This is a genomic window from Flavobacterium sediminis (assembly GCF_003148385.1).
Taxonomy (GTDB): Bacteria; Bacteroidota; Bacteroidia; order Flavobacteriales; family Flavobacteriaceae; genus Flavobacterium; species Flavobacterium sediminis.
The window spans coordinates 3,254,781-3,266,987 of sequence record NZ_CP029463.1 but is presented as its reverse complement, the minus strand read 5'-3'; the positions used below and the strand labels follow the sequence as shown (position 1 = coordinate 3,266,987).

The 12,207-nt window shown below is 34.5% G+C and carries 11 protein-coding genes, 1 tRNA gene and 1 pseudogene; 6 read left to right on the top strand and 7 right to left on the bottom strand.

Annotated elements, in window-relative coordinates; all coding sequences use genetic code 11:
• Positions 1 to 225: 225 nt before the first annotated feature.
• The 7 genes from DI487_RS15145 to DI487_RS15115 all read right to left on the bottom strand — a co-directional run bounded on the left by DI487_RS15145 (position 226) and on the right by DI487_RS15115 (position 5,844).
• Positions 226 to 300: transfer RNA gene (locus DI487_RS15145), tRNA-Val, on the bottom strand.
• An 84-nt stretch (positions 301 to 384) separates the two neighbouring features.
• The gene (locus tag DI487_RS15140; RefSeq protein ID WP_109570395.1) at positions 385 to 771 is read right to left on the bottom strand and encodes a DUF4258 domain-containing protein; all 387 of its coding nucleotides are present in this window, start codon (positions 769 to 771) and stop codon (positions 385 to 387) included.
• A 96-nt stretch (positions 772 to 867) separates the two neighbouring features.
• Entirely contained in the window at positions 868 to 2,064 is a 1,197-nt protein-coding gene (locus DI487_RS15135; RefSeq protein ID WP_109570394.1) for an alanine dehydrogenase, read from the bottom strand.
• Positions 2,065 to 2,206: 142 nt separating this feature from the next.
• Entirely contained in the window at positions 2,207 to 2,845 is a 639-nt protein-coding gene (locus DI487_RS15130; protein WP_170108222.1) for an HAD family hydrolase, read from the bottom strand.
• Positions 2,845 to 3,258, bottom strand: a complete 414-nt coding sequence (gene tsaE / locus DI487_RS15125) for a tRNA (adenosine(37)-N6)-threonylcarbamoyltransferase complex ATPase subunit type 1 TsaE (protein WP_109570392.1) — start codon at positions 3,256 to 3,258, stop codon at positions 2,845 to 2,847. The genes DI487_RS15130 and tsaE overlap by 1 nt, the downstream gene beginning before the upstream one ends.
• A 22-nt stretch (positions 3,259 to 3,280) precedes the next feature.
• Complete coding sequence (gene porX, locus DI487_RS15120) at positions 3,281 to 4,834, bottom strand: T9SS response regulator signal transducer PorX (RefSeq protein WP_109570391.1); 1,554 nt, start codon at positions 4,832 to 4,834, stop codon at positions 3,281 to 3,283.
• Between the two features lie 332 nt (positions 4,835 to 5,166).
• Complete coding sequence (locus tag DI487_RS15115; RefSeq protein ID WP_146193492.1) at positions 5,167 to 5,844, bottom strand: hypothetical protein; 678 nt, start codon at positions 5,842 to 5,844, stop codon at positions 5,167 to 5,169.
• 206 nt (positions 5,845 to 6,050) lie between these two features.
• Between DI487_RS15115 and DI487_RS15110 the strand changes: the two genes are divergently transcribed.
• From DI487_RS15110 to DI487_RS15085, 6 genes and pseudogenes are all read left to right on the top strand, one after another.
• Entirely contained in the window at positions 6,051 to 7,295 is a 1,245-nt protein-coding gene (locus tag DI487_RS15110) for an HD domain-containing protein (protein WP_109570389.1), read from the top strand.
• A gap of 83 nt (positions 7,296 to 7,378) precedes the next feature.
• Positions 7,379 to 8,398 (top strand): UDP-3-O-(3-hydroxymyristoyl)glucosamine N-acyltransferase, encoded by a 1,020-nt coding sequence (lpxD, locus tag DI487_RS15105; protein ID WP_109570388.1) that lies wholly within the window; start codon positions 7,379 to 7,381, stop codon positions 8,396 to 8,398.
• A 16-nt stretch (positions 8,399 to 8,414) separates the two neighbouring features.
• On the top strand, positions 8,415 to 9,803 hold the full coding sequence (locus DI487_RS15100; protein ID WP_109570387.1) for a bifunctional UDP-3-O-[3-hydroxymyristoyl] N-acetylglucosamine deacetylase/3-hydroxyacyl-ACP dehydratase: 1,389 nt from the start codon (positions 8,415 to 8,417) through the stop codon (positions 9,801 to 9,803).
• A gap of 28 nt (positions 9,804 to 9,831) precedes the next feature.
• Positions 9,832 to 10,617, top strand: a complete 786-nt coding sequence (gene lpxA / locus DI487_RS15095; protein WP_109570386.1) for an acyl-ACP--UDP-N-acetylglucosamine O-acyltransferase — start codon at positions 9,832 to 9,834, stop codon at positions 10,615 to 10,617.
• A gap of 28 nt (positions 10,618 to 10,645) precedes the next feature.
• On the top strand, positions 10,646 to 11,206 hold the full coding sequence (efp, locus tag DI487_RS15090) for an elongation factor P (protein ID WP_109570385.1): 561 nt from the start codon (positions 10,646 to 10,648) through the stop codon (positions 11,204 to 11,206).
• Positions 11,207 to 11,246: 40 nt separating this feature from the next.
• Positions 11,247 to 12,181 (top strand): annotated as a pseudogene (locus DI487_RS15085) (UDP-3-O-(3-hydroxymyristoyl)glucosamine N-acyltransferase).
• Positions 12,182 to 12,207: the final 26 nt, after the last annotated feature.

Genomic DNA, 12,207 nt, shown 5'->3' with positions numbered 1-12,207 from the left:
ATGCCGAGACCTCCCAGCGCTAATGGTAAAATGTTTTTCTTCATAAATTCTTTTGAAATGGTTTTTAAGTTTTTTGAACGGTAAAATTGGCTTATCTTAAGTTTAGATAAAACTTTTAAAGGTTAATTGATGTTAAAGTTCAGTAATGTTGAATATTCGATAAGAATGAGAAAAAAGAAATAGGAAGAAATAAAAAATCCCGCTTAAAGCGGGATTAAATTTTTGTGGGCGATGAGGGATTCGAACCCCCGACCCCCTCGGTGTAAACGAGGTGCTCTGAACCAGCTGAGCTAATCGCCCTTTTGTATTAACATTTCTACTTCTGAAATGCGAGTGCAAATATACACCCATTATTTATATTTGCAAGCGTTTTGAAAATATTTTTTAATTTTTTTCTACTTTTTCTAAAACAGCTTTACTAGGGTAATTAATCATAGTTATGGTAATTTCTTCATTTTTAGCATTTTTGCCCTCTATGACATAAATTTTACCTTTTTTGTAAGCTTTATTACTTTGAGAAAAATCTACATCACCATATTCTAATGTCTTTTTTATATCATCAAGATTTACCCAGCCTTGGTGCAATTGTTGATCCGCTTCCGGAGTTATATCTAAAGGTTTTTTTCGTAAATCCTGTAAAACTCTGCAATTGGGTAAATAACAGAATTCAACACCTCTTGATTTTGCTTTAGCACCTAAAAAATAAACTACAAAATAAATACCAATAAAAAGCCCGAATAAATAATAGGCTAATCGAAATTTGAATTTCATTCTTCTAAATTCTTTTTGCCAAAGGTAAAAACTAAATTTTGTATTGGCGCTTAATATTTATATTCTTTTAACAAATTTAACGAAAGAACATTGTGGTTAGAAAACGATTAAATTAATATCTCTGAATTCCAGGCTAAACCAATCGGCTATAGATCTGTTGGTTAATAAGCCATGATACATGTAGATCCCGTTCTTTAAACCGCGATTGCAACGAATGGCACTTTCAATTCCGCCGTCATCAGCAATATGCAGTAAGAAAGGAGAAATAATATTACTGATAGACATTGATGCCGTTTTGGAATATCTCGAAGGGATATTAGGCACACAATAGTGAATTACATTGTTCTTAATAAATGTTGGTTTATCATGAGTGGTCACTTCTGAGGTTTCAAAACAACCACCGGTGTCAATACTTACATCCACAATAACAGCGCCTTTTTTCATATATTCAACCATGGTTTCAGTAACGACTATAGGAGCTCGGTTTTTGCCGCGCATGGCTCCGATGGCTACATCACAACGTCTCAGTGCTTTTAAAAGTATTTTTTCTTGTATGGTTGATGTAAAGATTCTTTGGTTTAAGGTGTTCTGAAGGCGACGTAATTTAGTGATCGAGTTGTCAAAAACTTTTACATTGGCACCTAAGCCGAGAGCTGTTCGTGCTGCATATTCTGCAACGGTTCCGGATCCTATGATTACAACTTCAGTAGGAGGAACACCTGTAATATTCCCGAAAAGCAATCCTTTACCGATATTCTGATTAATCATTAACTCGGCTGCGATATGGATAGAGGCAATTCCTGCAATTTCTGAGAGAGAACGTACCGCAGGGTAAGAGCCGTCTTCATCTTTTATAAATTCAAAGGCTAATGCTGTAATCCTTTTTTGTGCCAGAGCCTGAAAATATTCCTTGCGTTGTGTTTTTAACTGGATTGCTGAAATGAGAATCGTTTGTGGGTTCATCATTTCTATTTCAGGTAATGTTGGCGGTTCTACTTTCAGTATCATCGGGCAACTAAAAACCTTTTGTGTATCGTTCGTTACTTCAGCCCCAGCATCTTGGTATTCTTTGTCGGCATAGCTGGAACTTTCTCCGGCTCCGGCTTCAATTAAAACCCGGTGTCCGTGAGAAATTAAAGAGGCGACTGCATCGGGAGCTAAACAAATTCTTCTTTCTTGATAAGCAATTTCTTTAGGAATTCCGATAAATAACTCGCTCTTGTGTTTTGTAACTTCAAGCTTTTCTTCCTGAGGAAGCAACTGAGCTTTTGAAAACGGACTGAAAATAGCCATATTTTGGTTTTAGTTAAGGAGTGCCAATTTAGGAAAAAAAATAAAGATTTAAAAGCGTTCAGGAATCAGAAATTTAATTTTACAGGGAATAAAATAGGAATTCTTCATTCTGTTAACTTTCTGAAAGTGATTTTATTAAAATTTAATCCAGTAATTCTCTGAACTGCCGGATATAAAATGAAGGTAATTCAATCGTACCAAAGCCATATTGAGCATATACAAAGGGGATATTATTATTCTGTGCTGCTTCAAAATCCCATATGGTATCACCTATGTATACAGGAGTTTTTAATTGATTTCTCTGAATAACCTGTTTTATGTTATAGGTCTTAGGTTGTCCTGTATTACCGGAACATTCAAAATCGTTAAATAAATGGTTCAGTTCGTGGAAATTTAAAAAATTCTCGATATATCCGGATAAGCAATTGCTGACAATGAATAAATTGTACCTTTCTTTAAGCTGCTCTAGTGTTTCTTTTACATCCGGAAATAAGGAACCGCCTTCTTTTTGTAAATAAATCGTTTCGTTTTTCTTATAGGTCTCAAAAAAAAGATCAATATCTTTTTCCGTGAGAAAAGAAAAATTCTCTTTCAGAATGATCTCAACTCTCTGACCTGAAAACGAACGTACCTGTTCAGCATTGATGGAATGGTTTTTCTGACCAAACTCTTCAAGTGCTTGATTCCATGCCTTTGCAGTACTTTCTGAAGCATCCCAGAGAGTACCGTCCAGATCAAATATAAGGCTGTCTGCTGTTAGTGTTTGGGGTAAGGACATCATTAGTTTTTGATTTGTAATTCTCTTTTTCCTCCAGGTTTTACTTTTATGGAAATAGCAGCATGGTCTATTGGGATCAGGTTTGGTGTTTTTTCCGGCCATTCGATAAAGCACCAATTCCCGGAATAAAAATATTCATCAATACCCATATCATAAGCTTCTTCTTCCGAATTTAAACGATAAAGATCAAAATGATAAACCGGATCTCCATTCAGATCTTCGTATTCATTAACCAAAGAAAAAGTAGGACTGCTGGAATTATCAGCAACTCCTAGCTCTTTGACCAAAGCTTTAATAAGTGTTGTTTTTCCGGCACCCATTTCGGCGTGAAAAGTAATTACCTTTTTTAACAGAGGAATGGCTAAAATTTCTTTAGCCACGTTCTCAATTTCATCTAAAGAGTAAGTCAGGGTCATATATTTTACTGCTATAAACGGTTTATTTCGGTTCTAATACTAAAAACGGAATGATCATTTCTTCCAGTGAAATTCCGCCGTGTTGATATGTATTGCGATAATAACTTACGTAATGATTATAATTATTAACGTAGGCTAAAAATAAGTCGTTTTTTGCAAAAATAAAAGAACTACTCATGTTGATCGCCGGTAACCCTATTTTTTTAGGATCTTTCACAGCATAAACATCTTTTTCTTCGTAAGTCAGACTGCGACCTGTTTTATAACGAAGATTTAATGATGTATTTTTATCACCGATCACTTTGGAAGGATTTTTACAGTTAATGGTTCCGTGGTCGGTTGTTAGTATTAGTCTAAAACCTAATTGTTGTGCTTGTTGGATAATTTCAAGTAAAGGCGAATTTTTAAACCAGCTAACAGTCAAAGAACGATAGGCTTTATCATTTGAAGCCAGCTCTTTTACCACTTCCATTTCTGTTTTAGAATGTGAAAGCATGTCTACAAAGTTGTAAACAACAGTAGTAAGTTCGTTATTTTTTAGTGCTTTGAAATTTTCAACTAATTTTTTTCCGTCTTTAAAATTAGTGATCTTGTAATATTCTTGTTTAATGTTTAAACCTAAACGTTTTAATTGCTCAGTTAAAAATTCGGCTTCAAACAAGTTTTTTCCGCCATCGTCAACATCATTTTTCCAGTATTGAGGAAATTTCTTTTCCATTTCTAAAGGTAATAGACCTGAGAAAATAGCATTTCTGGCATATTGAGTCGCAGTAGGAAGAATAGAGTAGTAGCTTACTTCTTTTTCTAATTTATAGTAATTGTTCACAATGTTCTCAAAGGCTTTCCATTGGTCATATCTCAAGTTGTCGATCACGACAAAAAGAATGGGTTTATCTTTTTTACGGATCTCAGGAGCTACTAATTTTCCGAAAAGCTGATGCGATAACACAGGAGCATCATCCGGATCCTGAATCCAGTCTTCGTAGTTTTTTTCAATGAATTTTCCGAATTGAACATTTGCTTCAGTCTTCTGACTTTCCAATATTTCTACCATACTTTGGTCATCAATATTTTCGAGTTCCATTTCCCAATACACCAATTTTTTGTATAGTTCGATCCAGTCTTCAAAGGAATTAACCATTGCTAAGTCCATGGCAATTTTTCGAAATTCCTTCTGGTAGTCTAAGGTTGTTTTCTCTGAAACCAATCGGGAGTGATCTAAATTTTTCTTTAAGCTTAGTAAAATTTGGTTCGGATTGACCGGCTTGATCAGATAATCGGCAATTTTAGAACCGATCGCTTCTTCCATGATGTATTCTTCTTCACTTTTTGTGATCATGATTACCGGAACCGAAGATTTTCTTTCTTTGATCTCAGCTAGTGTTTCTAAACCGCTCAATCCGGGCATGTTTTCATCTAAAAAAACGATATCAAAGTTGTTTTCGTCAAATAGATCAATAGCATCCTGGCCGTTATTACAAGTTATTACTTCGTAATTTTTCTTTTCTAGGAATAATATATGAGGTTTTAACAGGTCGATTTCATCATCAACCCATAATATTTTGATTTTGTTCATAGTATCTATTTTAATGCGCAATTTACTATTAATTAAACGAAGATTTTATTAAAGATTGTATAAAATTTGTTTAAAAAATTTCATTATGCTACTGTGTTTCTGAAAAAATGTGCGAAGCATACAAAAAACGAAAAGCTTCCTTGTAGAAAGAAAGCTTTAGTATTGTAATAATGTAAAAAACAATCAACTGAAGTTGGATTATTAACTTATGGATTGTTTACGTTTTTATTCTCATTCTGAACGAGAGGAATCTCATTATTAAGATTTTTTATCGCTCATATTTCGCTCTGTAAATGAGCACTTCTTTGAAAAAATCAGGTTGTTAAATTCGATCAATGATTATAGAATGGACTATTCCAGTTGTATTCACTTACATTGTTCCCTTTTTTGATCAGGAAGAAAAAAGTAATAGCAATGATCCATTTCCAACTAAATAATAAAATAATTAAGAATTGGACATCTGTTAACGTATTTCCTGATCCCAGATTTACAAGATTAGTCGTCAGCAAACTTAGTAGTGCTGTAGAGAAAATAAGGTTTGTTAGATTCTTTAAAGGCCAAGCCATTAATTTTTTTGACCAGTGCAGATCATTTCCCCAATGGTCTAACAAATAGTAATGATCGTTACCTAAGGTCATAAACAGTAAAGGATCATCATAATTATCTAACTTAAAACTATCTTTAGGAGCCAGTATTTTAAAATTGGCTAGTTCAGTTCCGTGTTTTTCTTCAAAATCAGCGATTTTATGAATAGTACTTTCCTGATAATCATTTTTATAATATTTGGTGTCTAAAAATCGTAAACGATAATCGATAGATAATTTCCTGATCGCATCAATATGGTATATCTTATCCGTTTCTAATAGGTCAAATTGAAAAAAATTATCTTTTTCTCCGTTGGAATTTTTTAAACGATATCTGATACCTTCGTATTGGAACGCGCTATTTTCAGCTATTTGTAATCGGGAAAGTATTTCGGATAATTCTATTTTTGCTTGAAATTTATCCAATTTTTGTTTTAAATTATACATCATATTCTTATCAAATTAAAATTAGATATCAAATTATCATTTAACGGTCAAATTTATTGAATTTAATATGTCAAATAAAACAAAAAATGTTAATTTTTAAGTTTTATTCTAATCAAAAAAGCTGTTTTTGTATAAAATTTTTAAAGCAGATTTTATTCCTATATTTGTTGGAAAATTTTTAATTCGTGAGCCAAACCAATAAACTCAAAATATTTAACGATCCTATTTACGGATTTATCACAATTCCGAATACATTAATTTACGATCTGATCCAACATCCTTATTTTCAAAGATTACGTCGTATCTCTCAAATGGGGATGTCTTATCTGGTCTATCCGGGAGCGCATCATACCCGTTTTCACCATGCCTTAGGCTGTATGCATATTATGCAAAAAGCTGTGCAAACACTACGTTTCAAAGGCATTGCTATTTCTCCGGAAGAAGAGAATGCGCTGTATATTGCTATTTTGTTGCATGATATCGGACATGGTCCTTTTAGTCATGCTATGGAGCACAGCATTGTAGAAGATATTCAGCACGAACAGATATCGCTCTTATTTATGGAGCAATTGGATGTGGAGTTTGAAGGACAACTAGCACTGGCTATTAAAGTTTTTAAAGGAGAATACCATCGTAAATTCATGTTGCAATTAATTTCCAGTCAATTGGATATGGATAGAATGGACTATCTGAAACGGGATAGCTTTTACAGTGGTGTAGCGGAAGGAAACATCAATAGCGAACGTTTGATCCAAATGATGAATGTAGAAGATGATACACTGGTTATCGAAGAAAAAGGAATTTATTCCGTAGAAAAATTTTTAGTTGCCCGTCGTTTGATGTATTGGCAGGCCTATTTGCATAAAACATCTGTAGTTGCCGAACTTACTCTGGTTAAAATCCTGAAAAGAGCGAAAGAATTGTATCACAAAGGAGTCATTTTAGAGGCTAGCAAGCCACTGCAATATTTTTTGGAGAAAAAAATTAAAATCGAACAATTTGATGCTTTTGTTTTAGAGATGTTCTCTTATTTAGATGATTATGATGTTTTAAGCGCTGTAAAAGCATGGCAGTTCAATGAAGATATAGTGCTAAGTTCTTTATGTAAGATGATTATTAACAGAGACTTACTAAAGATTAAAATGATGGATGAAAAGCCAACAAAAGAAACACTACTGCCTTACAAAGAAGAATATGCAAAAATGACAGGACTTTCCGATAAAGAGTTAGACTATTTTGTTTTTAAAGGGAATCTGAAAAACCAGGCTTATAACAAACAGAGTGAGCCGATTAGGATTCTGAAGAAAGATAAAACCATTGAAGATGTAGTAGAAGCATCGGATCAATTACACTTGAAAGCATTGTCAAAACCCGTTACTAAATATTTTATTTGTTTTCCAAAAGTCATCTTAGGAAAAGGAGGTTTTTAATTTAATTTTATATTTTTGTCGGGTTAAAGTAATACTATAAGGTGCTATTTTAACCATAGAGATTTATCTTAAATTTTAATTTAATGAAATTTACTGCAGAGCAAATAGCTGGAATTTTAGAAGGAGAAGTGGTAGGAAACCCTAACGCAGAGGTCTTTAAATTAGCTAAAATTGAAGAAGGAACAGAAGGTGCTTTGACATTTCTGGCTAACCCGAAATATATCAATCATATATATACAACAAATGCAACGGTAACAATAGTTAACAAATCTTTTGAACCGGAACAGGAAATACAAACTACTTTAATAAAAGTAGAAGATGCTTACAAAGCGTTTTCAACGCTATTAGAGTATTACAATCAGGTAAAACTGATGAAATCCGGTATTGAACAACCCAGCGCTATTTCTGAAGGAGTTACTTATGGTGATGATCTGTATCTGGGAAGTTTTAGTTATGTCGGAAAAAATGTAACTATAGGAAATAACGTAAAGATTTATCCGAACAGTTTTATAGGCGATAATGTAGTGATAGGAGATAATACTATTCTGTTTGCAGGTGTCAGAATCTATTCTGAAACGGTTATTGGTAATAATTGTACCATTCATTCAGGAAGTATTATCGGATCGGATGGTTTCGGTTTTGCACCACAGGAAGACGGAACCTATAAAAAAGTACCGCAAATAGGTAATGTAATTATTGAAGATAATGTTGAGATCGGTTCTTGTACTACAATAGACAGAGCAACATTGGGTTCAACAGTAATCAGAAAAGGAGTCAAATTAGACAATCAAATTCAGATCGCTCATAATGTTGAAATCGGAGAAAATACGGTGATCGCTTCACAAACCGGAGTAGCAGGTTCAACAAAAATCGGTAAAAATTGTCAGATCGGTGGGCAAGTGGGTATTGTAGGACATATTACCATCGGAGATAATGTTCGTATTCAGGCACAATCAGGAATCGGTAAAAGTTTAAAAGACAATGAAGCCGTACAGGGAAGCCCGGCATTCGGTTATGCTGATTTTGCAAAATCCTTTGTACATTTTAAGAACTTACCTAAAATCGTAGCCGATTTAGAAAATTTGAAGAAGAATAACAACTAAACTAATATAAATCGTCATGGTTAAACAAACAACCATTGGTAATGAAATTTCATTAAAAGGTGTGGGGCTTCACACCGGTCAAGAAGTGACAATGACTTTTAAACCGGCTCCGATTAACAACGGGATAACTTTTGTTCGTGTTGATCTGGAAGGAGAACCGGTTATTGAAGCTGATGCTAATTATGTTGTAAATACGCAAAGAGGTACAAACCTAGAGAAAAAAGGAGTAAAGATCCAGACTCCGGAACATGTATTGGCTGCTGTTGTAGGTTGCGATATTGACAATATTATTATCGAATTAGATGCTTCTGAACTTCCTATTATGGACGGTTCATCCAAATATTTTGTTGAAGCTTTGGAAAAGGCTGAAATTGTAGAACAAAATGCTGAGCGCAGAGTTTTTGAAGTAAAAGAAGTTATTTCCTATACAGATGAAGCTACAGGAAGTGAAATTACAGTTATTCCACATGACGAATATTATGTAACTGCTATGGTAGATTTTGGGACTAAAGTTTTAGGCACTCAAAATGCTACTATGAAAAATATTAAAGAATTTAAAACTGAAATTGCCGATTCAAGAACTTTCAGTTTCTTACATGAGTTGGAAGCTTTACTGAATAACGGATTAATTAAAGGTGGTGATTTGAATAATGCTATTGTTTATGTGGACAAGGAAATCTCCTCTGAAACAATGGAAAATTTAAAAAAGGCTTTCGATAAAGATAATATTTCAGTTAAACCTAACGGTATTTTAGACAATCTTACCTTACATTACCCTAATGAAGCTGCCCGCCACAAATTATTAGACGTTTTAGGAGATTTAGCATTGATCGGGACAAAAATAAAAGGTAAAGTTATTGCTAATAAACCGGGGCATTTTGTAAACACTCAGTTTGCTAAAAAGATGTCTAAAATTATCAAATTAGAAGAACGCAATCAAGTACCGAAATACGACATCAATCAGCAACCGGCTTTGGACGTAAACCAAATCATGGGATTACTACCGCACAGACCTCCGTTTTTGTTGGTTGACAAAATTCTGGAATTATCAGATACTCATGTAGTAGGGTTAAAAAATGTAACCATGAACGAACCGTTCTTTGTGGGACATTTTCCGGGAGCGCCAGTTATGCCAGGAGTCTTACAAATTGAAGCAATGGCACAGGCCGGAGGTGTTTTAGTATTAAGTACCGTTCCCGATCCGGAAAATTATTTAACTTACTTCATGAAAATTGATAATGTACGTTTTAAACATCCGGTACTTCCCGGTGATACATTGTTCTTTAAATTAGAGTTGTTATCACCGATACGAAGAGGAATTTGCCACATGCAGGGTTATGCTTATGCTAATGGTAGATTGGTGACAGAAGCCGAATTAATGGCTCAAATTGTTAAATCAAAATAATCCTTTAGATTAAAAAACATTTCAAAATATGAATCAACCGTTAGCATACGTTCATCCGGGGGCAAAAATCGCAAGAAATGTCGTAATTGATCCTTTCACAACCATTCACAACAATGTTGAAATAGGGGAAGGAACCTGGATAGGCTCTAATGTAACCATCATGGAAGGAGCCCGCATCGGAAAAAACTGTAATATTTTCCCGGGAGCAGTGATCTCTGCACCACCACAGGATCTGAAATATCAAGGAGAAGACACTATTGTTGAGATTGGTGACAATACCACGATCCGCGAATGTGTAACCATCAACAGAGGAACAACAGACCGTATGAAAACGGTTATCGGAAAGAACTGTTTAATTATGGCCTACTGTCATATTGCACACGATTGTATAGTAGGGGATAATTGTATCTTTTCGAACAATACTAATCTGGCAGGACATATTTCAGTAGGCGATTTTGTAGTATTGGCAGGAATGGTAGCCGTACATCAGTTTTGTTCAATCGGAAGTCACTCTTTTGTAACCGGAGGTTCATTAGTACGTAAAGATGTTCCACCTTTTACAAAAGCAGCAAGAGAACCGCTTTCGTATGTTGGGATCAACTCAGTAGGATTAAGAAGAAGAGGTTTTTCAACAGAAAAAATTAGGGAAATTCAGGATATTTACCGAATTTTATATCAAAAGAACTATAACACGTCACAAGCTTTAGGAATTATAGAAGCTGAAATGGAAGCTACAAATGAACGTGATGAAATTATTCAGTTTATTAAAGATTCATCGAGAGGTGTGATGAAAGGGTATTCAGGAATTTATTAAAACATAAACAAAAATTAAATAAAAAAACATGGCTACAACAGCAGATATTAGAAACGGATTATGTATTAAGTTTAACCACGATATTTATAAGATCGTTGAATTTTTGCACGTAAAACCAGGAAAAGGTCCTGCTTTCGTTAGAACCAAACTAAAATCATTAACAACAGGAAAAGTTTTGGATAATACTTTTTCTGCTGGTCATAAAATTGAAACAGTTCGTGTTGAAACACATACTTTTCAGTATTTATACAGAGAAGGAGAAGATTTTCATTTCATGAATAATGAAACATTTGAACAAATTACCTTAAACAAAAATATCTTAGATGCTCCTGATCTATTAAAAGAAGGAGAGAATGTAATGGTTCAGATCAATACAGAAACTGAATTGCCTATAGCTGTAGATATGCCGGCTTCTGTTGTATTAGAGATAACTTACACTGAACCGGGAGTTAAAGGTAATACGGCAACAAACGCAACAAAACCGGCTACAGTAGAAACCGGAGCAACAGTAAACGTTCCTTTATTTATCAATGAAGGTGATAAAGTTAAAATTGATACTGCTACCGGAAAATATATGGAAAGAGTTTAATTTTTAAAAAACGGCCCCAATGTTTTATTGGGGTTTTTTGATGAAATTTTATAGAAAACATAGCTTAAAAGAAATTGCCGCAATCATTGAGTGTGATTATGTCGGTAATGCGGATTTTCCCGTTTTGGGAATGAACGAAATTCACGTAGTAGAATCGGGAGATATCGTTTTTGTGGACCATCCTAAATATTACGACAAGGCACTTCAGTCGGCTGCAACCATTGTTTTGATAAACAAAGAAGTTGAATGCCCGGAAGGAAAAGCTTTATTGGTTTCTGACGATCCTTTTCGGGATTTTAATAAGCTGACCAGGCATTTTAAGCCCTTTCTTTCGGCTTCAATATCCATTTCCGAAACAGCAGAGATAGGAGAAGGAACCGTTATTCAGCCTAATTGCTTTATTGGTCATAATGTAGTCATCGGTAAAAATTGTTTGATTCATGCTAACGTAACCTTGTATGATAATACCGTTATCGGAGATAATGTTATTATCCATTCCGGAAGTATTTTAGGAGCTGATGCTTTTTATTATAAAAAGCGTCCGGAAGGCTTTGACCAGTTACTTTCAGGAGGTAGGGTAGTGATCGAAGACAATGTCGGGATCGGTGCTTTGTGTACTATAGACAAAGGAGTAACCGGAGATACAACCATCGGTGAAGGAACTAAAATAGACAATCAGGTGCATGTGGGGCATGATACTATGATCGGTAAAAAATGTTTAATTGCGGCGCAAACCGGAATAGCCGGTTGTGTAGTGATTGAGGACGAAGTAACGCTATGGGGCAGGTAGGTACCACTAGTGGTATTACGATAGGTTCTAAAGCTGTTGTCTTAGCACAATCGGGGATTTCGAAATCTTTAGATGGCGGAAAAGTCTATTTCGGATATCCGGCAGAAGAATCTCGTGAAAAATTAAAACAATTAGCCAATATCAAGAGAATTCCTGAGATCATAGAAATTTTAAAAAATAAATAAAAACAAAAGAAGTAAGCCCTAAAAGG